We start from the raw sequence: 25,396 nt of genomic DNA, 5'->3' as shown, positions 1-25,396 counted from the left end.
GGTTAGAATAATGTAGGTTGAAGCCAAAGATTTTGAAATTTTTGTTGTGGATCGTAACGTTCGGATTGGAGTTGGATATTAAATTTTCGATCTCTGGGGTCATTACCTACTCCTGCCACATATTGCCAGTTTCCGTAGTTACTATGCACATCATAATCTATTAACGAAGATTCGAAATAAGAAGCTCCAATTCTCCAATCTAATTGTAATTCTTTTGCAAAATAAGAGGCTACGTTCTGCCTCCCTCGATTGCTCATCCATCCTGTGTGTAAAAGTTCGATCATATTTGCATTTACAAAAGGCTCTTTAGTTTCACCCTGAATCCATTGCTCAATCTTCTCTTGATTTTGAGACCAAGAATATTCTTTATGGAGTATACCGTTTCTCTTAAACAAATCATTACCATGTTTTAGGGACACATACTTGAAAAAATCTCTCCAAATCAATTCAAAAATCAGCCAATACGTGCTTTGATTCTTTTCGATCTCTTTCTCATAATCACGCACCCGATGATAAATAGTACGCGCGGAAATAGAACCATTAGCTAACCATGCGGAAAGTTTAGAACTATAATCAGTTCCCAATAAACCGTTTCTAGTTTTCTTGTAATATGAAAGCTTATGGGTTTTCCAAAAATAGGATTGTATCCTTTTTAATACTGCGCTTTCTCCTCCAAGGAAAGGAAATGCCGTTCTTGAGTCAACCTCAAAAGTTTTGAATCCTAGATCCTCCAAAACGGGTATCTTGGTTTCATTTTCTATTAAATTATCTGGTTCTAATCCTGAAATATCAACTTCACTTGCAACCTGTACATATTTTTCACATTTTTTTCTAAAGACAGTAAACACTTTGGGGACTGCCTGAATATCAAAAGGGATATCCTGTGGATCAAATAAAAACTGATCGTAAGAAGTTACCCAATCTATATCTTGACTTTTCGTTGCATTCCTTACCGTTTTGTATGTATCTGTTTCTTCTGTTGTCCACTCTTCTTGGCTATAGATTGTATTTACCTCATAATCTTCAATTAAATTAGGAATTACATCCTCAGGTTTCTTCGTATAAACTAAAAGGGAAATATTTTTTTTGAGTAGATTTTCTCGTAAATCATTCACCGACTCAATAAGAAACTTCGCACGATACTTTCCAGATTTCTTGAATCCGAATTGACCCACCTTGAATAAGCGTGGATCAAAGCAAAAGACTCCAATTACACGATCATTTTCATTAGTAGCTTTATACAAGGAGGTGTTATCAAAAACTCTTAAATCATTTCTAAACCAAACCAAACCTGTTCGTTTCATGTATTCCTTTTGTTTTTAACCTTTAACTTTATTTCTATTATTTCTACAGCGCACACTGCAATACTGCACCTCTTCCCATACTTTTTCCCATTTCTTTCTCCATGTAAATGGCCTTTCACAGACCTTACAAATTTTTGTTGGGAGATGAGATTTTTTCATATAAATATTTTGTTTAATAAAATTACAAAATACTTAAACAAAAAAATAATCAGAATGCAACTTTAACAGGATATAAGGAAATGTTTGAAAAGACTAATTAAATTTATTTTGGAGATTGAAAGAGAGTACAAATGAATATGCATGTCCAAACAACTGTTCTGAGCCAGTTGTTTCTAATCAACTTAACTATTACCTCATCATTGCCTGTATTATCTGCAATTTGATTGTGCATTGGTACAAATTGAAAAAAAGTAGAAAACCACACTAATGTCACTAACAGTATATGAAAAATATTTAGCAAAGAATAAGGTCCTAGCAACCTAATAAAGCTAATCACAATTTGCCCCAACATTAGAGGCATAACGATCATACCAATTCTGAAGGCGTAAATCCTATGCCAATTAACAAGATTATTAATGTTGTAGTATTTAAAACTAGGATAAACTATTAACTGTACAATCCATATAAGAATTACTAACCCAAAATCTAACAACAACTGAATTTCGAGAAGATTCATTTAATTAAAATCTGGCATTTCGGATACTCTTACATAAGGAAACTCTTCTATTTTATTTAGGCTGTAATAGGAATTCAACCCAGAAATACCAACAGTATCCATACTACTTAAATCAAGGTCATCGCTATGTTGAAATGTCTCCTCTGGTAGTATTAGATGATCTATTTCTCCTATCATTAAAATAGTCCCATTAATAGCTATATCAATAGATTCCACAAACCGCAAACCAATTTTTAGATTACTTTCCTTTACGAAAGGAGCCTTAAAATCATTAATAAATTCTTCTGTTAAACCACATCTGTCAAATTCTGATTCTTTACTATCCAATTTTGCCGAAGTATAATGTGCTTTTTTTACAAAAGACTTATGCACATGATTAATCGTATAACAGTTATTCTGCAGAATATTATCATAGGTGTGTCTAGGAACATCACCTACAGGCCTCATAATAAAACCCATTAACGCAGGATCGCTCCCTAAATGCACTACTGAACTAAAAATAGCCACATTACTTACGCCATCATTATTTATAGTACCAATTAGATTTGCTGGTTTGATTCCGGATACAGCATTAATTATTTTTAAACGTTTTACGCGCTCCATTGTCTTAATTTGTTCCTTTGTATAATGCATATGGATAGTTATAAAACCGAATTTTAAACCTGATTAGTTATTTAAATAATTCTGAAGTTCTGCTATTTTCTCTGGACTATTAAATGCACCTCCATAATACGTTGTTACTGTTGCAGAGGTATCATCTTTTACACCTCTAGAAGAAACACAAAGGTGTTTTGCATCAATAATTACAGCGACGTCTTCAGTTTGTAAAACTTCTCTTAGCTCCATAGCTATTTGATTTGTAAGACGTTCCTGTACTTGTGGTCTTTTTGCATAATACTGAACAATTCTATTTAATTTTGATAAACCAATAACTTTTCCTGAAGAAATATATGCAACATGAGCCGTTCCTATAATAGGAACAAAATGATGTTCACAATTAGAATAAAAAGTAATATTCTTTTCTACGAGCATTTGCTCATATTTATATTTATTATCAAATAGCGCTACTTTTGGTTTGTTTTTAGGATCTAAACCTGAGAAAATTTCTTCTATATACATTTTAGCAACACGATCAGGAGTACCTCGCAAGGAGTCATCAGTAAGATCTAATCCCATTACCTCCATTATCTCCCGAAACAAATAAGAGATCTTTTCTTTCTTCTCTTCATCTGTAATATCAAAAGCATCTTCTTTCATTGGAGTTTCCATACCTGTACTGATATGATCATCTCCAATTTCATCAATGGAAAACCCATTTAAACCATGCCCATTTGTCTCTATCAATGTTTCTACTCCTATTTTCATCTAAATTTTATAGTGTTTGTTGAAAATATAAAAGTATATATACTCATCTATTTTCAAATTAAAATTTCTTTTTCATTCAAATTTACAAAACTGTTTAACTTTTACAGCTATTTATTAAACAATAATTAACATATATTTTTATAACCTTCAAAAATTAAGAAAATCTTGTGATTCGTTTTATCTTATCCTATTCAATTTTCGTGCCTTTAATTTGTGCAGTTAAGAGTTTGTTGTATTTTTGAGCTCTGTTTTTGAATAAATTAGTATGTATTAATTTATTTTCAGAGCCCCAGATATATTTAAAACTTCCCACCTAACTTTGGTAATAATTTGTATTATTTTTGCCACTTTTGAACGCATGTATCTTTTAACCAAAAACTCTTTTAATGAAGTCTTTTAGATTTTTCTTTTTACTTTTATTTCTACTCTGCATTTCTTCCAGTTATTCTCAAGTAAGAAATGAATACCAAATTTCTTTTGATAATGCTGTACATCATGAAGCTGAGATCAGTGCTAAATTTACTAATTTAGAAAGTGGTACCATTTCGTTAAGAATGAGTAGAACATCGCCGGGAAGATACGCGCTTCATGAATTTGCTAAAAATGTTTATAATGTCAAAATAACCGACAGCAAGGGCAAAGATGTTACTGTGACGAGACCCAATCCTTACCAATGGGATGTTTCTGGACATGATGGAACTATCAACCTGTCGTATACCTTATTTGCCGATCGTGCTGATGGCACCTACTCGCAGATAAATGAAACACATGCTCATCTTAATATGCCTGCTACTTTCATGTACATTCCTACCTTAAAAGAGAGGCCAGTACAGGTAACTTATTTAGTTAGAGAAGATCTAAACTGGAAAGTTGCTACTCAACTAATTCCGTTAGGAGGAAACAAATTCTTAGCTCCTAACTTACAGTACTTTATGGATAGTCCTGCGGGAATTAGTAATCATACAGTCAAAGAATTTAAAGTTCCAGCAGCTGGTACTGAGTACACCATAAAATTAGCACTCCTACATCCAGGTACAGAAGAAGAAGCTGATCAATATTTTGAACAAATAAAGAAAATCGTAGAGCAGACTAAAGCTATTTATGGAGATTATCCGAATTTTGACTACGGAGAATATACTTTTATTGCCAGCTACATGCCTACCGTTTCGGGTGACGGAATGGAACATCGTAACTCTACAATCTTAACCAGTACTAGAAGCCTGGCAGACGGAGGAATGGAAAAAAACATTGGCACTGTAGCTCATGAATTTTTTCATGCTTGGAATGTAGAACGTATTCGCCCAATTTCTCTAGAGCCTTTTGATTTTGAAAACGTAAACATGTCTGGTGAGCTTTGGTTTGCAGAAGGATTTACAAGTTATTATACCAATTTAATACTATGTAGAGCAGGTATTATTACTCCTGATCAGTATATCGAAAGCTTGAGCAAGACCTATAATTATGTATGGAATTCTCCTGCACTTCAATACTTTAACCCTATAGAAATGAGTTATCAGGCTCCTTTTGTAGATGCAGCTACTTCTATGGATCCAACCAATAGAGAAAACACATTTGTATCCTATTATTCTTATGGAAGCATGTTAGGATTAGCTTTAGATCTTTCTCTTAGAGATAAAGATGATCTTAATTTAGATGATTACCTAAAACTTGTTTGGACAAAATATGGAAAGACAGAAATTCCATATACTATCGAAAATTTATTTTTTACTTTAAGAGAATATGCAGGAGAATCTTTTGCTGATGATTTCTTTGAAAAATATATTTTCGACAGTCAGATTCCGGATTTTAAAAAACTATTAGGTTCTGTAGCGATATACCCTAAAACCAATGCTAAGAAAGCCTATTTAGGGGTAGATGTTACTTTTGATGACAATGATAATGCCGTAGTTTCTAAATATGTAAAAAAAGGAACACCAGCATATACTGCAGGTATCGCTAAAGGAGATGTGATCGTTGCTATAGACAACAAATCATTCTCTGACCTTGGTACTTTTAACGATGTTATTAGTAAATACAAACCAGGAAAAAAGGCAACAGTTATATACAGAAGACTTGGAGAAGAGAAAAAAGCTTTGATAAGATTTGGTGTTGATCCTGAGGTGGTGATCACTCAATTTTCGAAACCAAGTAAAAAAGCCTTATTAAAACGAGAAAACTGGTTGAAAGCAAAATAATTTTCTTTTAACATATAAAACTAAAAAAGTCGACATTCTATTTGTCGACTTTTTTAGTTTCTTACTAATCCGTAGATCTTATCTTCGTGAAGCTCTGCAACGATCCAAATCAGTTCTAGCTCTATCTAACTGCTCCCTGGTTTTTTCTAAAGCTTCTTTATATTCTTCAAACTCCTGAAACTCTTTTTTCTGTTTCGCAAGCTCAGCTTTTAACTCTTTAATTTGCCTGTAAGAAGTTACTATATTTACATACATTTTATATCTATATGTTGTATCTTTTTGATCTATAGCCTCGTTCAGGTCTCCTATTTCAGATTCTAGATTTCTATTTATATAATATAAATTATCTTCTTTACCTGGACGATCTAACGAATCGATTAATTTCTCTATTTTAAACATTCCTTTAGAAAAATCTTTTTGAAATTTCGCATCTTTTTCAACAATCGCAGTGCGTTCTCTTAGCACTTCGTTTTCTTTAAGAGGTACTCTATCAAAATCAAAGAAGAAGGCAGTAACAATTAAAGCAACCGTAAATAAAAATAATAATGCAAATTTTAAAACGCTGTTTCTTCTTTCTTTACTGTTTTTTGGTTTCATTTTCTTAAAATATTATTTAAATACACATTAATCTAATAAAAAGCTTCTTCTACTTTTTACATCTGGTTTTGCTATTACTTCTTCTTTCACAAATATATTAGAATCCGATTTCTTACCAATATAATCAAGCTCATTTAATTTTTTAAATAGCGAAAGCATCAATTTTGTAAAGCTAGAAACATTATGCAACGCTTTATTAATATCGGTATGCTGATAATCTAAATCCATCATTTCAATCAACACATTTTCGAATGCCCCTTGATTTAGATCACACCAATCAGAAAGATAATTTAAAAGTTCTTCTTTACCTGTTCCCGCATATACATCCATACTATTTTTAATAACTCTTGCTAGAGACATTAATTTAGTAATCATCGTTACTGGTGGTAAATGACGATCATATAAACGGAACTCTGGCAACATTCCTCCCAAATATTGCAATGAGTTTTGAGTTAATGTTAGCACCATCGTAGCCAGTTCATTCGATTGCTTTTTTTGATAGACCTTTTGAATAATATTCATTGAATATTTCTCTATAGCGTTAAAGAAAGTATGTATCTCTGTATAAATATATCTAAGATCCTGGTGGCTCTGAATAGAAACACATGGCGGAATAAAATCTTCTGCTAAGGAGGCTACCCCATCATTAAACTCTATCTTACCTATTGTAATATGATGTTTACCAAACTCTTGTTCATTTGCTTCAGCTAAATTAATAACATGTAAACTATATTCTGGCAAAACATAAGGATGTCGTGGTGGTTCTTCTTCCGGATTAGCATCACCTACAGGCACTCTACCATAGGGATCAACACTAAGAACAATATAACATTCTTCATCTGTACTATTAATTTTATATTCAGTACTTATAATACTACCTATTTGTTCTAAAGCGGACGATATCTCAGGTGTTATATTAATAATAAAACCACCTTTAGTCACAGCAACACATCTATTAAGTTGCACTTTAATCGTATCCTGACCATCCATTGAAAAAACCATATCAACGGCTTCATCTCCTGCTAAATCTGGTAATAAACCATAATTAATTGCATTAATATCTTTCGCTCCAATAAGTTGCGAAAAATTAGTAAATGCATTATCTGCTTCAATAAAATGGTTTTTATTAATCTTCATACCGTCAATCCAGTTGACCCTATGATGATTTTTATTTGATAATTCCATCTTTGATATTTCTTAGTTATTAGAAAATACTATTCTTTCTGTAATCGATTACTATATTTTTAATACAGTTATTTTCCTCATGGGTTAACTTCAAATCCCTAATAGTAATACTTTTCCCTTTGATCTTTTCACAAAATTCTATAAACGTAGTTCTCTTTTTACGCACAATTATTGGTAAATCCAAATTACCACATAAATAGTCCTTGAAATCATTAGCCGTTAATTTTTTAGTAGAAACTAGAATCACTTTAGCCTTAAATGATTTTTCATTGATAAAAGGCGCTTTAAATTCATCGACTGGATCATCTGCTATAGGATCCTGTCCTATTGGATCATCAGGGATTGTTGATATATCTCGGACAACAATATCATCATTTCTAACCGTTTCTTTCTTCTTAGGTAATACTTCTATTGTTTTAGTGGTAGCATATTTTAATTCTCCGTTTACAATCAAAGTAATGGTCTTTTTACCAGATGTACTATAGGTATACTCTGGATTTTGCTCTTTAGAAGTTGCTCCCAACGCATCCTCAAAATTCCACTCCCAAGTAGTAGCATTAAGGGTATTATCCTGTACCTTTAATTTCTCTCCAACACGAATTCTAGGAGTAAGAATTTCAAACTTAGCTTTCTTAGATGGATCTAAAATTTCTTTTTTCTCCAATACAGAAATGGTTTTAACTTTAGGGCACTTTCCATTAACAATTAATGAAACCGTATAATCTCCAGGATTTTTATATGTATGATATGGCTTTCTTCTGGTATCTACCGTTGTACTATCCCCAAAATCCCATTTCCATTCTAATGCTCCAATTGTCATGTCCTCAAACTGAATAGGATCCCCTACTCTAACCTCGCCATCCTTAAAAGAAAAATCTATTATTTCACAAGGCGTATAGTTTACATACTTAAAAGCAAAAACAGTAGCTGTAACCAATATTGTTATTACAAAGAACAATATTACGCTTTTATCTAAATGATAATTTTTTGTGTTATTCGATGTCTTCATTAGTATCTATTTTCTTATCTAATTAACTTATTACTGTTATTTTATATGGAAAAACATTCAAAGATTGTTGTTCCAAAATTGACAAAATATTACTTTTTAGAGAATTCCACTCTACATCAGAAGTGATTTCTTCTTTATTTTCTATTAACTGCACCTCTATACAGGGAATAAGACCTTTAGAAACATGAATATCGGTTTTAAAACCCTTACCTACTTTTACTTCCTGAACTTTGGTACTGCATAACTCATAACACAATGCCTTAACATCTTCTCTTGTTACAATTCTATTTCTTGATAACAAAGCTCTTCGGTAAGCATTCAAACGCTCTTCCATTCCTAAGTTGTTTTTCCCTTGGAATGTAGATGTTAAAAACATACTCCCTTTTTGTTTTAGATCACTCCCTTGATAAATACTTAAACTATTACCAGACTTTATCTGGTTAGCATCTTCTCCATTTGTAACCCAGTACTCCACTAACAAAGTATCTTTTTTCTTGTAAGGCTTAACCGAAATATAATTAGTCTCTTCTGAAGACTTTTTCATATCCGATACCTTTTTTTCTAAAAGCGAAATATTCTGATTAAGTTCATTAATATTAGACTGTAAGAAATCATTTCCAAAAAACGAAAATGATGCACTCTCATCTTTCAACAACTCAATCAAATGAATCAAATACTCTCTTGCTTTTCTATAATCCAATTTACTTACATTATCTCTACGAATTACGTATGTTCCTTTATCATCCGCAGCCGAATCATTTTCTCTTAACCTATATTCTTTTCCTGAGGTATTGGAAATACCCTTAATATCTAAAAACAGATCTTGTGTACTAATAGGAACTATGTCTATATAATCTTTCAATTGATAGGAAATACTTTCCCATTTTCGATTCAATGCAGGAAACGCATTGAAAGTACAATATACACTCTCTAAGATAGCATCATTAATAATTCTTGGAAACTCTATTTTTATCCAACTATAATCCACTAAATCTTCATGAGTTTGCTGATCTATAAATTTAGAGAATTCTTCTGGTAAATTCCCCTTCGACCCTATAGAAATACCAGATTTAATGGAAACAAAGTGTTTTTTGTATAATTTACTTATTTTTTCTTCTATATTTCTAGTCTTATTAGGCTTATAATCAAATATTGATTCCAAATTCGTTCTGCGGAAAATATCACTATTAAAATAACCCGGAATAGATGCAAACTCTTTCTCTTCAAAGAAAAACTTCGCATTTTTTAGGTGATGGTAAAACAATTCATTTTCCTGTACATCTAACAATTCAAAATAAAATGACACATCTTTTAATGATATGTTATCCTGATCTGTTTTTATACCTAAAAATAAAGTAGATGGCGACAACCCTTTTGTATCTTTCAAAGACAAGGGACTAGCGGTTTTCCTCTTACCTTCTAATTCAAAGATCTTATCTCCACAAATCATTCGATCAATAGTAGCATCGACCAATTGATTTTTTTGAATTGGTGAAAAATATATGTTTTTTAATTCTGTACTAGCGTTTTTTGTTTTTATTTTCTTTTTAAAGTACAACAGATGTTCTGGTGTAATTGTTGTTCTTTTCTCTATAGGTTCCGCATATACAATTCCATGCGCCGGTCTAGACCCATACAATGTTTCTGGGGTCATTAACTGAATCAAACGCTCTGTGATACGGGTTTGAGAATTATCTATTTCACTAGAAATTTTTTCAATTTCTGAGGCACATGCACCTATCAAAAGAGACACAACGGGATCAAAAGAACTTTCGATTTCGTTTGGAGAAACTCCCCAAAGCGAAGCCGCTTTTTTGATCATTCTATTTTTTATCTGAACTTTATTTTCCGTACTCATAAACTCTTTTAAAACGATAATGGAGCTATATAAAATCTTTCTAAGCAAGCAAATTCTTCATTTGTTCTACTTATAACACCGTTAACTCTTATATCTACTCTCTTCTTAATTCTGTTTAAACTTCCCCTATTCTTAAATTCTTCTTGCTGGATATTAACATCAACAGTAACTCTCCTAAGTCTTCGTTCCTGAGAAGCAATACTTTCTACCAATGATTCAGAAATCGTGTTTCTTAATTTATTGGTACTCGTAAGATTGTCAAAATCCACATTCCAGATGGAACACCCAAAGGTTTCATCAAAGGTACACTCACCAAAATACGAAGTTGTGATAAGATGAATAAAACCAACTATAGATTGTTTCAAATCACAACTATCGATATCTTTATTTTTAACAATTCCAAAAGTATCTAAAGGCAGCTTATAATAAGAAGAATTCATGAATAGTAATTTGTGTGTTTAATGTACCCTAAAACCAATTGCAATTTACTAAAGATTTTATTTACTAGGGCTTGTTAATACAATAAACTAAATAAAAATACAAGAATCCCTATTTTTATGATTTTATTTTATTGTTATCCCTGTATATAGGGTAGAAAATAACCATAAGTTTTTTTATATTTGTCTAAATTTTCATTGACGCATGAATACACTTTATAAAACGTTTTTCTTATTTGTAATCATTATTGGGGCAATAAGTTGTGGAGGTTCCAAGAAAGCAGAACAAGAAGCACTTGCGCAAGCCAGAAGAGACTCTATTGCTTTAGCTAAACAAAACGCCATATTACCTATTCAGAAAAAATATGGTGCTATTTTAGGAATTGCGCCTAAAGAAGTTGATAATATCGCTCTATTTGAATTTATAGATGAATGGATGAACACGCCTTATTTACTAGGAGGAAATACTAAGAAAGGTATAGATTGTTCTTATTTTACACAGTATATATATCACGATGTTTATGGCAATTTAATTGAACGTACTGCAGATAAACAATTTAAAGCTGATGACACCAATAAGTTTAAAGGACTTCATAACTTAAAGCAGGGAGATTTGATCTTTTTTAATAATAAAGGATCAGAATTTCGAGAAATTACACACGTTGGTTTTTACCTCGGAAATGATAGATTTGTGCATTCTACATCTCGTAGAGGTAACTCAGGAGGAAACGGTGTGCAAATAAGTATTTTATCTGAACAACCTTGGAAAAGAATGTTTGTAGCTGCAGGAAAGAAACCTAAATATACTAACAACAAAACCGCACAAAACAAATAATTCCATTCATTTACACCAACTAAACGAATGAACAACGAAGAGGTACAGGTTGTCTACGAAGAACTGATTTCAACTTATCAAAATCTAAAAGCAGAAATTTTTGTTACTGAAATTTTAGAGAAGTCTAGTTTAGATCTTACAGACATTGATATATTTAACAACAGTACCTTTTCTAGGTCTTACAGACGGGATGTTATTGACATAAAACTAGACACCTATTCACGGGATAAAGATAAATTACAATTGCATTTATCCAGAAATGGTCTGTATGACACACTTCCGGAAGGTTTTTTTCACGAACCAGTAAAAGCAAAAAGTGATATTTCCTTTACGGAGCTGCATCAAAAGCAAAAAAAACAAGAAAAAGATGCTCGGTCGTTTTTTTCACCTTTAGAAAATGAGTTTTTTACACAACGTGTAAATATTGAAAAAAATGAACGACAGCTGATAAATGAATTTGCAAATTTAAAAACGGATTTTCTCTTAAAATTTTGGAATTTAGATCCAGAAATTCCTTCTGATTATAGCATAAAGTTGTTACAACTTCTTCCTTACGTACACAAAATCTCAGGTGAAATTGAACTAACAGCTTTAAGTTTAGAAAAGATAATCGAAGAAAAAGTAAGTATTACAAGAAAATATCACACATTAGAAGATGCTGAAGATGAAGACAATGATAGCAAAAACCAATTAGGTGTAGATTTAGTTTTAGAACTAAATGAAACGGTCATTTCTTACCCTTTTTGGGAAATTAATATAGGTCCGGTGGACCAAAAAAATATCGATAAGTATATAATTGGGGGAGCTACTAAGAAATTTATTAGTATCTTTTGTGACTATTTTATCCCTATGGAGATAGACACAACAATTAACGTAACATATTCGAATAAAGAAGAGACATTTGTATTAAATGAGACTAACAGTCCCAGAATGGGTCTAACCACTATGATATGAATTTAACATTACAAGCTGCAGCAGTAAATGCTGATTTTTTTAAGGTAGGAATCTTGTTATTAGCAGTTAGTGCTATATTAATGGGAGTAGTTGCTGGGTTAAAAAAACTTTTTGTTAAAAATAAAAAGAAATTCTTGCTATACATGCTAGTTGTTTTACTTGTATTTGCAGGCACAGCTTTATTAAGCAACGAAAAAGTACTTAATAATATTCCTTTGAATAGCTTTATAGGTTTTCAAATCATTTTCTTATGCCTAGGAACGCTACATGTACTAGCAATGAGGAGATTTTTCCCTAATTTATTAGATGATAATCTTACTAAATTTTGGCCCGAATTTCTGTACACAGTAGTAACAGTGTTTATTGGTTTAATCACTTTCCTATTTGTGGTAGAAATATACAAGCCTGATTACAAATATATATTTGCGGCATCTTCTCTTTGCTTTATTATACCTATAATGATAGTAAAGCTATATGAATTTGCAATTTCAATACCAGTTCCAATCTATAAAAAGTGGTTCTACCCTATCGATAAGAAAATGAAGGATCCTAAAGATGATGAATTAATCAACCCATTGGTAATTTCATTTGAATTTAACAAAGGAGAAACTACAGACGAGTTAAGTAATTTTAGACTAAAAGCACCAGAGAAAATGGAATTTGGTAAGCTTTTTTACTTCTTTATTAATGATTACAACGATAGACATCCAGAAGGTGAAATTGAGTTCTTAGATGATAAAAACAATCCTTACGGATGGATTTTTTACACCAAACCTAATTGGATGGGAATGCAATCTCATATTGACTTTACTAGAACTATTGAAGGGAATGGAATTAAGGAAAATGACGTTATTATTTGCAAAAGAGCATAAAAAATATCTGTTAAAATTTTGTTAAAAAAAGATCTCAATTTTCTCGTTGAGATCTTTTTTTTGGTAGATGAATTTCACGACAAAGTGCAAATTCCCCGAAAACAGTGTAGTCCTTTTCCTTCCAAAACAACTATTTTTAAAGCACTTAACAAAAGCATAATATACAGATTACCACATATTTTGCTATCTTTACATCGTACAAGTTACATTTATTATATTCAATTATTATTATTATTTATTAATTAAAATTTATTTATTATGTCTTTTAAAGCAAAATTAAAAGTTGGTGGAAAAGAGTATAACATTTTATCCTGCAACTATGGTTTACACCAAGAAACTGATGCAACTGGTCGTCCTTCATCCATTACTAGAGGAGGAATGATAAAAATGGAAGTAGAATCTACTGCAGATACAGGTTTATCTGATTGGATGTTCAATAATTTTGAAATGAGAAATGGTTCTATTGTATTTCTTAAAAGAGATAACGAAGCTACTCTTAAAGAGCTAACTTTTGAAAATGCTTATGCAGTTAAGTATTTTGAAAATTTTGATGCTACTGGAAAGAATCCTATGACTGAGACTTTGACTATTTCTGCACAAAAAATCGGTATTGGTAATGGTGAACACGAAAACGACTGGGTATAACTTCCCCGTTTGATATAACATTAGGTAAAGGGAGTGTTTTTCACTCCCTTTCTCATCTTACATAATCATTTCTTCTTTTTACAAATGTGTAAACAATATGGAATTGATATGTAGTTATTCATTTTAAAATTATCACTTATGTCATTTTTAGCAAAACTAGATCTTGATGGGGAAGAGATAAATATCTTGGATTGCTCATTCTCCTTTAGACAAGATACCGATTATACAGGAAGACCTTGTGCAAAACCACAAGGCGGACAAGTAAGCTTATTAATAGAATCCACCGCAAGTGCTGATTTTTTAGATTGGACGATCTCTCCTACAATTACTAAAAATTGTAAAATCACTTTTTTTAGAAGAGATAATATGTCTAGTCTTAAAAATGTAGAAGTTAAAGATGCATACTGTATTGAATATACTGAACATTTTAATGCAGAAAGCGCAAAACCTTTACAGATACATTTAGTACTTTCAGCAAAGGAGATCACAATTAAAGGTACTACATTTACCAATAATTGGCCTTCGAAAACTTAAAACTGAATTTTCTGAGTTTCATAATATCAATTATGCATAGTTTCTATATCCATATAGGGACTATCCTAATTGGTAGATGATTTTTGGTCTTTTATTTCTTTTTTTAAGTAGTAAAAGGAGTATAATTCGCGGATAAACTTACCTGATTTAAAAACGAGAGTACTTTAATGATTCTTGATAAGAGTATGTATCAATTATAAATTCGGTAACTTTATTACAATTAAATACTATTAATGATATTGATAGTACCCCTAAAAATATAATACTATGGCGTTACAGTCGAAAACACAAATATTCATTGGAGGAACAGCTATAAGTGCCTACAAAAAGTTAATGTTGCATCAACAAATTGATTCACATCATATCATGGAATTGGTCTGTAGAATGGATGTCTTAGAGAATTTCACAGGAGATATTGCCTCTCAGACTAAAGATTATCTAGGTCAGATTATTACCATTCAAATTTCTTCTTTGGGTACATTCTCTGGATATAAAGAATTTGAATTTAAGGGAGTAGTTACTTCTGTAAATAGCACTATGGGATTCCATCAACAAAATGGAGATCTAGTAACGATTAAGGCTCATAGTTGTAGTATTATTGCTGATGATGGCCCTCATTATAACTCTTTTAATGATATGGATCTTGCTTCTATTTTAAGCAACACCTTTCAGGGATACGATCAATCGAAATTAGAAACTATTTTTAGTCCATCAGATACCGAAAACATTCATTATAGTGTACAGCACCAAGAAAGTGCTTTTCAGTATGCAAGTAGATTGGCTGCTCAATATGGAGAATGGTTTTATTATAATGGTAGTGCATTGGTTTTTGGAAAACCAGAAGATGAAGATGAAGTTGTTCTTACGTACGGTCATGATCTACAAGAGTTTTCATTAGACTTAAAACCCTCATCTAATAGTTACAAATATTTTACTAATGATTATTTAACCGATGGACAGCACGAAAAGGCTACTACAGAGGTAAGTTCTGGTGTAAATGGATACAATGGTTTTACCAGTAACAAATCTGATGAAATCTTTCCGAATGAAACCAATATCTATGTAAATTCTTATAACGATCCTTCTTTAAAACAACGAATCGATGGCTATGTTGAAAAACAGAAAAAAGCCGAAGAAATAAAACAAGTTATCTTAAAAGGATCCAGTGATAATCCTGGAGTAAAACTTGGTCAACTTATAAATATTAAAAGTGACAATGGAGATTACGGAAGTTTTCGGGTGATTAAAATAACGCATACCAATACTGAAAATGGTAGATATCAAAATAATTTCGAAGCAGTTACTTCAGAATTAGACGCATATCCAAATACCAATATGATGGCATTTCCAAAAAGTGAGACTCAGGTAGCCGTTGTAAAAGAAAATAGCGATCCTGATGGTATCGGTAGAATAAGAGTTCAATTCCCTTGGCAAAAAGAAACTGGTGAGTTCACTCCTTGGTTACGAATTGTAACTCCACACGCTGGAGGAGAAAAAGGATTTCACTTCATTCCAGAAATTGATGAAGAAGTTTTAATAGGATTTGAAGGAGGAAATGCAGAAAGACCATATGTATTAGGTACTTTATATACAGGAGGAGCCAACCCAGCTGGTTGGAATACAGCAAACAATGATGTCAAAGCCTTACGAACCAGAAGTGGACACACTGTTGAACTAAACGACGCTGATGGTTCAGAGTTTATCATGATTACTGATAAAAATAGAAATATCATCCATATAGACACTGCTAATAATGATATTACCATTTCTGCCGGAGAAAATATGACATTGAATGCAAAGAATATGCAAATAAATGTAGATGAAAACTTGGATATTTCTGTTGGCAAAAACAAGAATGAAACAATTTCTGAAGATTATTTTATTAGTGCTACTAATGAAGATAGACAAATTGGAGAAACGATTAAAGTAATAAGTAGTGAATATAAGCAAGAAGCACAAGAGATAACTACAGATGCCAGTGGAGAGATTAAAACAAATGCAGGAGGTAAAATCACAATTGCTAGTGCAGAAACTGTGGAATATGGTGAATAATAGTAAACTAAAGACTATTATTTTAATTTTAATATGTACAATATCAAGTATCGGTATTGTCTCTTGCCAAAAAAACAACTCTGAGAAAGCAACAATGAAGACTTCGAAAGAAATGGAAAAATACGAATGGAGACCTACAGCATCCGCTCCAAAATATAATCCGATGCAAATTCATCAGGGTCATTTGATATTTGAAAACGGTGAAAGTATTTATATCCCTTCAGGACATACACTGCATCAAGGTTGGGGAAAAGTTGGTCCCACTCATGTGGTCGGCGAAGATTTAAAACCTATTCCTATCAGATTAGAAATTGTTTGGATTTCCTATTTAGAAAAGAAATTTTATGGAGGAAGCTTTGATCTACCTAGTAATCTTATTAATAATCTATTTAAAGAAGGGTTTATTAACCGCTTAGGTAAGAAAGATACTTATGGAGACATTAATATAGGTCTTGCTCCTGGTGGAATGATCGTAGTTTGGCTTCTAGGAGGAGGGAAAACAATTGAAGTAGCACGTTTTAATGCTTCCGAGGTTGAAGTAAGTATAAAAGAATTTGCTCCCTCCGCTGTGCTATCAATGGATGAATTCATCAATTCCGTTTTAGAAGAGGATTTTAGCGAAGAAGTTAAAGCTAAAATGAATCCAAATGCAATTCCATTTGGAAAATGGGAACATTATAGACAAAAATTTTCTTGGAAACCATCTGTCAATTTCTATGAAAAAGGAACATTACAAGAAATTCGAATGTCTTTTTATAATGGTGAAAACTTATATACTCTTGGTTCCAATAAAATCTTATCCGAATTTCAAGAATACGCAGTACCTGATGAAATAAGGTTTGAATGGGCAGATGAAAATAACAATGAATTTGGAAGTCGAATTTACTTCAATGAAGAAGAAATTCAAGAAGTTTTTCACACCTTCTTTAAAAATCCTAATCAGAAACCGGCAGAATTAACTCTTAAAATTGACAAATACAATGGCAATATTGAGTTGGCTCTACAAAACGATTCGGAAAAAATAGAAATCAAAAAAGCAAGAGTGAAGATATACGAAACTTCTAATTAAAATATTATATGGGAGGTATTGGGTTAACAGCAACATCAACAGGAGCACAAGAAACTAGCAAAAGCGTACTTAGCGGAGTTAATGTACAAACAGCTCCTGTACACGTAGGCAACGCAGAATATGAGGAACTGACTCCAGAAGAAAGCGTAAATATTACCGCAGCTGTCTTTTTTGACGGAACTGCAAATAATAGAGAAAACACCAATATTCGTTTAGAATACGAAAAAATGAAACGTGGAGAACCACATGATGAAGAGCTCGTAAGAAAATATCGGGATTTCTGGTGGGGAACTCCTTGGAGCCCTAATAAAACGGGGAGTTATGACAATGATCATTCTAATATTTCGCGATTAGAACCAGCCTACGAGCCTGTAGATGAAGAAAAAGTTAAAAAATTTTCAATTTATATAGAAGGAATAGGTACAGAAAATGAAGGCTATGATTCTAAAATAGGAATGGGACTCGGAACCGGATCTACTGGTGTTCGAGCAAAAGTAAAAAAAGGATGTGAAGAAGTTGCGAATAAAATCGAAAGAACAGGTGAAAAAGACATCAATGTTCTTACTATCGAAACTTATGGATTTAGTAGAGGAGCCGCAGCAGCAAGAAACTTTATTCATGAGATAACTCAAAGAAAAGGTCAGGTAAAAGAAATAATTACCACTGGTTCTGGAGAATATGCTCCAGTATCAACTACGATCATTTATTACGATGTTGACAATGGTGCTCTAGGAGAATTTTTACAGCAAAAAGGTATCAAAGTAAAGATGATAGCAATCCATTTTGCAGGTTTATTCGATACTGTTGCTTCATTAGGATTAGCACATGGAAATAATACCGCCGAACTTAAGTTAAATGCAGTGAAGAAATCGCAACACACCTTGCAATTAGCAGCTGCGGATGAACACAGAAGTAATTTTAGACTTACCGATATTCGAAGTACTGGTAACAGAGGTGTAGAAAAATATCTTCCAGGAGTACATTCTGATATTGGAGGTGGTTATGTCCACAATGCAGATGAAGAGCTAAGACTAGATTACACATTAACCAATCTCGAAGATCTAAGAGCAGAAAGAGAATTTTTAATTGAACAAGGCTGGTATAAACCAAATGAAATCACAGTTAGTGATTTTTGGGGAACTCTCACAGGAGATAGAAAAGGATTGAGTAATCGATATAGTTATATTCCACTTCAGATTATGGCAAAATTCTCTAAAAACAAAAATGTAAGTATATTAACCGGTAAAGTTAATAGAGAATACCCTATTCCATCCGAGTTGAGCACTACCAAAACTATATTAGAGGAATACGTTTTTAATGACGGAGTTCCAATGTCTTACAACAATCCAGAACATCACATGCTATTAAGAACACTAAGAAACCGTTATTTCCATTTCTCAGCGCATTATAGCAGTATTGGTATGGGACCAAATAGAGTAAATGGAAATAGACAACGTGTAACCCAAGCTGGATAATAAATATTTCTACATGCCAAGAACCCTGCCCCATACCGATCAAATTATCAAACTCAATGGAGAAAGAACAACTCGTTCCTATACTTCAGAGGTAGTGAACATCATTGAGCAAGGAAATAACACATCGCATACAGCAGTAGGAATAGAGTTTGACTTTACTTTTTTTGGATTGGATCAGGAAGGCTTACTGAATTTCAGAATAGAAGTAAAAAAGCGAGTACTATTAAATGAAAAGTTTAGTGTAATTCGTAAAGTGGATAAATCACAAAGAATTGCGTTAAAGGTTGCCGCTATTAATGATGTTTTGGAAATAAAACTGGACAAAAGTTTTAAATTCAATAGGGTTGTTAACACTAAAGAGATAAGACAAAAGTGGAAAGAAGTTAAGGTGGATTTGTTAGAAGAGTTCCCGGACTTATTAAAAATGACAAGCGACTTTGATTGGCAATTGCAAGAAGACAATATCCAACAAGTATTTTTAGAAGATAATTTCTATCAGTTCTTTTTTTCCAATATTTTTTATCAAGAATTCAAAGACAAACAATTAGCAGATCAACCTAAAGTTGCTGCTAATGCTGTAGGCAATATCAATATCCCAATTATTGAACAAAAGAAAATTACTAAACAAGACGTTGGTTTCACGAAAGTAACGATTACTTCAGAAGCCGAAATGAATATAGAAGACAAAAAGTTTCCTTTACCCAAACTAAATAATTTCCTAGGCAAATTGCCAACGAAACCAGGAGATAAACATACGCTGGATTTAGAATATAAAGGTTCCTATAAAGTGAAACCTCAGATGGGTTTAGTCACAAGAGGAAAATTAGCATATTCTTTTGAAGTAAAGGATTTGTACAAGAAATCAACTACCATAACCTTTAATTTAGAAAAAGATGAGTAGTAAAATATATGTGTTAGATGGAGCTTTACTAGAATGTAATCAAGGTTTTGTACCTGCAAAATTGCTAGTAACGCAAAATCAAAAGGTAAAAATTCAAGGCAAGTTTAAGGCCACAGATATGGATACGCAAGTACCTGCCACCTTTGGTCAGTGTAAATTAAAACCTACCAGTGGTGGATATTTACCTTGCATACCTGCTTTACAAAAATGGACAAAAACTACGAAAACTTCTACACTTGGTGGAAGTAAAAAGTTCTTATACGAAGACTCTGAATGTATGTGCGGTACAGGTGGCAAAGTTACCATCATGCAACCTATGCAAATTAATACAGGAGGTAATGCTAGCGAAAAGTTCAAGGAGATAGCAATGACCATTCCTGGTGCTATGATGGGTAATGACAAAGCTCCTAAGGTTGTAGAGAGCTATTGGATGGATGCAGCGGGAAAAGAGAAAATAGACCGCATGAATTATGGTGAAAAAGCAACTATGTTTGTACAAACCGAAAACATGGAGGTTGGTGAGAATGTGGAAGTTCGAGTGAAAGCTAAAAACGGAAATGAAATTAAAGATGGTAAAAGCGAATTGCTCTATTCCGGTAAGGTAAAAGCAGATGGTACAGTTTCTCTGGATTTAGTATCCATTGACAAACCTCAAAATGCGCAAAACACCAATTCAAATACTACCACTAGTCCTGCAAATAATGTTTATAGAAGCGCGGCTAATGAAAGTTCATCAGAAAAAATAATTTTGGAAACTGGAGTGGTTAACAAGGGTAATCGTATTAATGAAAATGGTAAGATTATAATTGTAAATTCTAAAGGAAAGCGCGCCTATGATTGGATATATGCCGACGCACCTAGTGAAAGTACCATGAAAAAAAACGGAATGTCAGGTTATGACATTACCAATATTAATCTTACTAAGTCCTACCCTACTGCCATGTTAAAAACAGAAATGAAAGCTGTTTTATGGAGTTTTTCTGATATAGAAGATGGGTTTGGAAAAAATGGTAGAGATCTTGCCAATCATTTTTTTACTGGACAAGGAAGTAATTTCATCTTTGATAATAATTCTAATCCCGTTAGAGAAATCAAAGACTCAAGCCAGTTTAAGGAATTTATACCAAAACTAGAACAGGAGTTAGTAGATCAGTATAAAAAAAATAATTACGTTACTAAAAACCCTCAAAAAGTATATAATTTTAGCACTAGTCTCCCCTATTATAGTGCTTTGCAAGGAGTAAACCCGAATGTTAATGAAGTTGCAACTTTTGTGGGTGGAATTCAAGGATGCCTTGCTAATTATGAAATATACGATCAAGATGGTGAAATCGGTGCAACAATCACAAACCTATCTTTCTTCGACACCTTTGGTGCTGGATGGGAAGATGGAGGAGCCGATGGAATGGCAAAACAATGGATACCTGGTTTGGTAGCGATGTTTTGTCTTCAACATTTTAAAAACGTTGATGATAAAAGCAAATTCCAACCGTTTGCAATTATGTTAAATATTGAGTTATGATGAGATTTAGTTATGCAATCATATCGATGTTGATGTTTTTATGTTCTTGTAAATCACAAAAACATGAAATGGAAATTAGATATACTTCCCTTAATGATTATGACGCGAATTATATATTTAATTTACAAAATAATACAGAAGCTCTAAAAAAGATTCATGAATTTGCTAAGGAAGAAATAAAAGCACAAAAACACTTTGTCGATTCTTTAAAAGCATCTAGTTATATGGATAGTTTACCAAAAACCTATAAAGATCATCAATATGGCACTTCATTATCCTTAACAGCATCAGACATATCCTTATATGTGCCACCTAAATCAATGGATCGTGTGCAAGATGAAGAAATGGTAATTAGATATGAATTAGATGAAGAAAATTTTACTATTAAAAATATTGATATCGGCAATAAGTATCATTCCCAAACTTATGACATTAAAGAAACCAACAAAACTGATCAATGTCTCTTACAAATCAGTACGGGTGAACTTACCTTAGATGTTTTATATCAGATCTTTGAAAAAATACATAAAATACAATATCACCGTCAAAAAGACCTCTTCACCTATCAAGTTTTTGATAGTAAAAATAACCATGTGCTGGATATCACTTATAAAGATAAAGGTACATCTCTTTTGCTAAACTATATATAAAGATGCTATGAGTACAAAAGAATTAGAAATAGTTATCGATACTATCACTGCGGCAAACAGAAGGTTTACCTATAATGAAACATTGACACTAGAAAACGTCGAAGAACCTGAGGTGATCAATGCTTATTTTGCTGAGAAAAAAACAGAAGATGTTGAGGAGGCAGCGGGTACTTACACTTATAAGTTTGCAGGTACTTCTACGAATACGAAAGGTGATGCCCAAAAGAATAAGATTGCGTCCATTATCTTAAAGAAAATAAACGCTGCTAAAAAAAATAATAAACAGTATACCACTCAAGCATTGGTTAAGGCCAAATTAACTGCTGACTCCTATAAAAAAGATAGTACCATTACAGTAGACCTAAAAAAAACTGTAGAAAAAACATCATATCCTAAAATTAGTAAAGCTCCAATGGGATATGAAGTTTATTTGATTGTGGAAACTAAAAATTTAAAAGATAAAAAAGTTAATCTTAAGATTCATGAAAAAGAAAGTGATCTCAAACTATTAAAAACCAAAGATGATATCTTACCTGTTCTTGTTTTTGCTAAAAAAGAAGATACTAGTACAGAAACAGAAGCAGCCGACTGGATTGAGATTGATGTAAAAGAAGAAAATGGTAAAAAAGAAAATAGTGCTGTTGTTTTACATAAAGAAGATAAAGGTGATAAGATTGAAGTAGGCATCAAAAAAATACAATTACGCCCTAAAGAGGATGAAATCAAAACAGAAGGAGAAGACGCACATAAAAGTTTTGAAGGTTGGCAAGAAGCCTTATATATCCGCGAAGACGAAACTGAGGAAGGAAAAAAAGCAATAGAAGATGCAAAAGCATTGGCTGAAACTCGCAAAAATGAAACTTTTATTACTTTAACAAGAGATGCAGAAGCTGATAAAAAAGAAAATAAAAAGAGCTTTCCTAAAAAGATAAGTGGACCCAAAACCGTTAGCATAGGTAAAGATGCTGTATATACCTTAGATATATACAACACAGCTGCTACAGAAGACGATAAGAAAAATATCCGTTGGTCTTTTTATATTCAGGGAAGTGCCAAAGCTACAACAGCGGATAAAGAAAAAACATATATCGATGCAAAAAGCAAATCAGGTTGGTATACCTATGCGAAATCAGAAATTGTAAATAATAAAAATCAATTAACGTTAGTTTTTGATAAAGCACTAGTAGGTAAAAAAGTACAAATTGAAGCATTTAGAGGATCCCCAGATTTAAACAATGCCAAAGATTATGTAAGAACAACAACCGTGCAAGAGACACCAGAACCTAAAATCTCTAAGCGCGAAACAACTTCTCTTTGGCTTACAACACAATGTGAAAGTGTTGAAAATGCCGGAGAAATGATTGATAAAGAGTTTAAGAATTATTTTAAGCTTGAAACTCCTGGGTTATTATTCCCATTTAGAAGTATTCCATTAAATCATCCTGATGGATTTAAAAACAATAGTTACAAAGTTTGGAACTATCGATTGCATGAAACAAAAGCTCCTACCTTTGGATATAAGAGAAATCCAGGAATGAGAATTCACGCCGCCAGAGATTTGTATTATGAAGTAAACGAACCAATATATGCCATATTTGATGGAGTTGTAAAACGAAAAAAATTATTCTATTTAGACACTTGGGTTATTGAAATAGAACATGATTTTGAATATAAAAAAGGTCATAAACTAATGGTTAGATATGGTGAAGTCAATAAAAACAATATTCTTGTCAACGTTGGTGATAAGGTAAAACGAGGGCAACAGATAGCCGAAATTGGATTGCTATATAATAGTAAGAAAAAGACCTATGTGGTTCAACCTTCTCCGGATAAAAGAGGAATGTTACATATTGAAATGTATACAGGAGAAGAAAGCGGACCGTTATCCGATTCGAATGTTAAATACAGTGATATGCTTTATGCAAAATCCACAAATTATTCAACTGGAAGGTCCTTTAAAAGAAGAAAAGATTTATTCGACCCTTTAGCACTTTTGGATAAAATGTATATCAATTCTAAGAAAGAAGGATTAATGAAATAAAAAGTTATGAAGAAAGTTATTTTAGCATTATCACTATTATTCATTTCCTGTAAAAACAATCAACAACCTAATATCCAAAATAGTCAGGTGATTGTTAAGCAAACCAATGAAAATATAGAACAAACTATCACCGCTAATCAAGATAATTTTTCTATAGATGAACTTATAGATCAAAGGTTAATTGGTATGGAAGCAAATGAAGATGATAAAGAAAATGATCCTTACAAAAAATATTCGGTCGACTTTACTGGAGCATGTTATTCAAGTGACCTTTGTGTAATAGAAGTAAATAAAAATAAATTAACTATTACTAATTATTATGATCCAAAAATAAAAGTGGAAATTAACATTAAAAATATTATATCCGAAGAGAAAAAACTTATTCTTAAATTAGAAAATGACAGCTTAACGCAACTTATTCTTACAAAGTTTATAAAAGACCTCTATTTATATAAAATAGAATTCAAAGGGAGTATTTCTGAAGATATTCGCATGAGTAAATACCTTGCGAATGAGACTATTATTTCCAAGTTTGGAGGAATTGATTGTGGTGATTTCGATGGCTAATAATTCACAAATAAAAGTTGATGAAAACAATACATATCGCACTATTTTTAATCGCATTACTTTCAACTGTTTGTGAAAGCAATATAACTCCTATACCAACTGATTCCTTAATAAAAGGAGATGCCATTTTGTTTCAACAACCTGAAGAGGAATATTTATCAGAACCTTTATTTATAAATGATAAATATCCGTTAGAAGGAGAAATAGTAGTTCTAAAATCTTTTATTGGAAAACCTAATACTGTGCAAAAGCAAATAGATGATTGTGGAGCTATTCTAGAAGACTCTGATGAAATATGGAAGTACTTACATTGAGAAATTGAAGTCTCAAAAACTGAATATGCATTCAGGAAAATAGATGTAGAGCTTTCGAACTTTACCATTAAACATAAGAAGGTTATTTTTTCAAAAAATTATACATTGTTAAATTTCAAAGAAGATTTTCCTGTGTCTTTTTTAAAAAATAAGGATGATCAGAAAAATGGGATCATTACTATTCTTATGAAGACTCATCCCCTATCTGATGATATCTATATCTTTACCTTTCATAACAAAAAATTAAAAGAACTCCGTTATTTCTTTCCATGCTAATCATTACTTTTTTAACATCAAAGGATCTTAGATTATCCAAGGTGAAAAAACAATACAATGTAT

Annotated in this window: 24 protein-coding genes; 15 read left to right on the top strand and 9 right to left on the bottom strand. The window is 32.2% G+C overall.

All coding sequences use genetic code 11. From position 1 onward, the window contains the following. Nucleotides 1-2 precede the first annotated feature (2 nt). The 4 genes from Q1A73_RS00385 to folE form a co-directional block, all read right to left on the bottom strand. Nucleotides 3-1,304, bottom strand: a complete 1,302-nt coding sequence (locus Q1A73_RS00385) for a DASH family cryptochrome (protein WP_299600245.1) — start codon at nucleotides 1,302-1,304, stop codon at nucleotides 3-5. A gap of 15 nt (nucleotides 1,305-1,319) precedes the next feature. Next, the gene (locus Q1A73_RS00380) at nucleotides 1,320-1,463 is read right to left on the bottom strand and encodes a DUF2256 domain-containing protein (protein WP_299600242.1); all 144 of its coding nucleotides are present in this window, start codon (nucleotides 1,461-1,463) and stop codon (nucleotides 1,320-1,322) included. 517 nt (nucleotides 1,464-1,980) lie between these two features. After that, entirely contained in the window at nucleotides 1,981-2,613 is a 633-nt protein-coding gene (locus Q1A73_RS00375) for a flavin reductase (protein WP_299600240.1), read from the bottom strand. Nucleotides 2,614-2,646: 33 nt separating this feature from the next. Next, nucleotides 2,647-3,345 carry a GTP cyclohydrolase I FolE gene (gene folE / locus Q1A73_RS00370; protein ID WP_299600238.1) on the bottom strand — a complete coding sequence of 233 codons (699 nt, stop codon included), beginning with the start codon at nucleotides 3,343-3,345 and terminating at the stop codon, nucleotides 2,647-2,649. A gap of 386 nt (nucleotides 3,346-3,731) precedes the next feature. Between folE and Q1A73_RS00365 the strand changes: the two genes are divergently transcribed. Next, complete coding sequence (locus Q1A73_RS00365; protein WP_299600236.1) at nucleotides 3,732-5,540, top strand: PDZ domain-containing protein; 1,809 nt, start codon at nucleotides 3,732-3,734, stop codon at nucleotides 5,538-5,540. A gap of 78 nt (nucleotides 5,541-5,618) precedes the next feature. On the opposite strand, the gene tssO is transcribed toward Q1A73_RS00365, so the two are convergent. Genes tssO through Q1A73_RS00340 form a run of 5 tightly spaced genes read right to left on the bottom strand, consistent with a single transcriptional unit; the run spans nucleotide 5,619 to nucleotide 10,629 of the window. Next, complete coding sequence (gene tssO, locus Q1A73_RS00360) at nucleotides 5,619-6,137, bottom strand: type VI secretion system TssO (RefSeq protein ID WP_299600234.1); 519 nt, start codon at nucleotides 6,135-6,137, stop codon at nucleotides 5,619-5,621. A 27-nt stretch (nucleotides 6,138-6,164) separates the two neighbouring features. Then, nucleotides 6,165-7,322, bottom strand: coding sequence for a hypothetical protein (locus tag Q1A73_RS00355; protein ID WP_299600232.1), 1,158 nt, complete (start codon nucleotides 7,320-7,322; stop codon nucleotides 6,165-6,167). A 19-nt stretch (nucleotides 7,323-7,341) separates the two neighbouring features. Next, entirely contained in the window at nucleotides 7,342-8,331 is a 990-nt protein-coding gene (locus Q1A73_RS00350; protein WP_299600230.1) for a PKD domain-containing protein, read from the bottom strand. Between the two features lie 22 nt (nucleotides 8,332-8,353). Then, nucleotides 8,354-10,189 carry a type VI secretion system baseplate subunit TssF gene (locus Q1A73_RS00345; protein ID WP_299600227.1) on the bottom strand — a complete coding sequence of 612 codons (1,836 nt, stop codon included), beginning with the start codon at nucleotides 10,187-10,189 and terminating at the stop codon, nucleotides 8,354-8,356. Nucleotides 10,190-10,197: 8 nt separating this feature from the next. Further along, nucleotides 10,198-10,629: a GPW/gp25 family protein gene (locus Q1A73_RS00340; protein WP_299600225.1), complete on the bottom strand. Its 432-nt coding sequence runs from the start codon at nucleotides 10,627-10,629 to the stop codon at nucleotides 10,198-10,200. Between the two features lie 202 nt (nucleotides 10,630-10,831). Here Q1A73_RS00340 and Q1A73_RS00335 point away from each other — a divergent pair, with 202 nt between their 5' ends. The 14 genes from Q1A73_RS00335 to Q1A73_RS00270 all read left to right on the top strand — a co-directional run bounded on the left by Q1A73_RS00335 (nucleotide 10,832) and on the right by Q1A73_RS00270 (nucleotide 25,057). After that, on the top strand, nucleotides 10,832-11,461 hold the full coding sequence (locus Q1A73_RS00335; RefSeq protein ID WP_299600223.1) for a C40 family peptidase: 630 nt from the start codon (nucleotides 10,832-10,834) through the stop codon (nucleotides 11,459-11,461). A 27-nt stretch (nucleotides 11,462-11,488) separates the two neighbouring features. Then, nucleotides 11,489-12,415 carry a hypothetical protein gene (locus Q1A73_RS00330; RefSeq protein WP_299600221.1) on the top strand — a complete coding sequence of 309 codons (927 nt, stop codon included), beginning with the start codon at nucleotides 11,489-11,491 and terminating at the stop codon, nucleotides 12,413-12,415. Next, entirely contained in the window at nucleotides 12,412-13,287 is an 876-nt protein-coding gene (locus tag Q1A73_RS00325) for a TssN family type VI secretion system protein (protein WP_299600218.1), read from the top strand. The genes Q1A73_RS00330 and Q1A73_RS00325 overlap by 4 nt, the downstream gene beginning before the upstream one ends. Nucleotides 13,288-13,545: 258 nt before the next feature. Further along, the gene (gene tssD / locus Q1A73_RS00320) at nucleotides 13,546-13,932 is read left to right on the top strand and encodes a type VI secretion system tube protein TssD (RefSeq protein ID WP_299600215.1); all 387 of its coding nucleotides are present in this window, start codon (nucleotides 13,546-13,548) and stop codon (nucleotides 13,930-13,932) included. Between the two features lie 138 nt (nucleotides 13,933-14,070). Beyond that, nucleotides 14,071-14,466, top strand: a complete 396-nt coding sequence (gene tssD / locus Q1A73_RS00315; protein WP_299600212.1) for a type VI secretion system tube protein TssD — start codon at nucleotides 14,071-14,073, stop codon at nucleotides 14,464-14,466. A 267-nt stretch (nucleotides 14,467-14,733) separates the two neighbouring features. Beyond that, a complete protein-coding gene (locus Q1A73_RS00310) occupies nucleotides 14,734-16,518 on the top strand; it encodes a phage baseplate assembly protein V (protein WP_299600210.1) in 1,785 nt (594 codons plus the stop codon). 94 nt (nucleotides 16,519-16,612) lie between these two features. After that, nucleotides 16,613-17,587, top strand: coding sequence for a DUF2931 family protein (locus tag Q1A73_RS00305; protein WP_299600207.1), 975 nt, complete (start codon nucleotides 16,613-16,615; stop codon nucleotides 17,585-17,587). Between the two features lie 8 nt (nucleotides 17,588-17,595). Next, nucleotides 17,596-19,062: a DUF2235 domain-containing protein gene (locus Q1A73_RS00300; protein ID WP_299600205.1), complete on the top strand. Its 1,467-nt coding sequence runs from the start codon at nucleotides 17,596-17,598 to the stop codon at nucleotides 19,060-19,062. A 13-nt stretch (nucleotides 19,063-19,075) separates the two neighbouring features. After that, nucleotides 19,076-19,963: a hypothetical protein gene (locus tag Q1A73_RS00295; protein WP_299600203.1), complete on the top strand. Its 888-nt coding sequence runs from the start codon at nucleotides 19,076-19,078 to the stop codon at nucleotides 19,961-19,963. Next, nucleotides 19,956-21,485: a DUF4280 domain-containing protein gene (locus Q1A73_RS00290; protein ID WP_299600201.1), complete on the top strand. Its 1,530-nt coding sequence runs from the start codon at nucleotides 19,956-19,958 to the stop codon at nucleotides 21,483-21,485. Before Q1A73_RS00295 ends, Q1A73_RS00290 begins: the two co-directional genes overlap by 8 nt. A 68-nt stretch (nucleotides 21,486-21,553) precedes the next feature. Next, entirely contained in the window at nucleotides 21,554-22,135 is a 582-nt protein-coding gene (locus Q1A73_RS00285) for a hypothetical protein (RefSeq protein WP_299600199.1), read from the top strand. 7 nt (nucleotides 22,136-22,142) lie between these two features. After that, nucleotides 22,143-24,176 (top strand): M23 family metallopeptidase, encoded by a 2,034-nt coding sequence (locus Q1A73_RS00280; protein WP_299600197.1) that lies wholly within the window; start codon nucleotides 22,143-22,145, stop codon nucleotides 24,174-24,176. A gap of 6 nt (nucleotides 24,177-24,182) precedes the next feature. Next, nucleotides 24,183-24,743: a hypothetical protein gene (locus tag Q1A73_RS00275; RefSeq protein WP_299600195.1), complete on the top strand. Its 561-nt coding sequence runs from the start codon at nucleotides 24,183-24,185 to the stop codon at nucleotides 24,741-24,743. A 20-nt stretch (nucleotides 24,744-24,763) separates the two neighbouring features. Continuing rightward, nucleotides 24,764-25,057 (top strand): hypothetical protein, encoded by a 294-nt coding sequence (locus Q1A73_RS00270; RefSeq protein ID WP_299600192.1) that lies wholly within the window; start codon nucleotides 24,764-24,766, stop codon nucleotides 25,055-25,057. Nucleotides 25,058-25,396: the final 339 nt, after the last annotated feature.

It is taken from the genome of uncultured Aquimarina sp. (genome assembly GCF_947492115.1).
Lineage (GTDB): Bacteria > Bacteroidota > Bacteroidia > Flavobacteriales > Flavobacteriaceae > Aquimarina.
The sequence above is the reverse complement of the archived record's forward strand: the minus strand, read 5'-3'. Positions and strand labels throughout refer to the sequence as shown.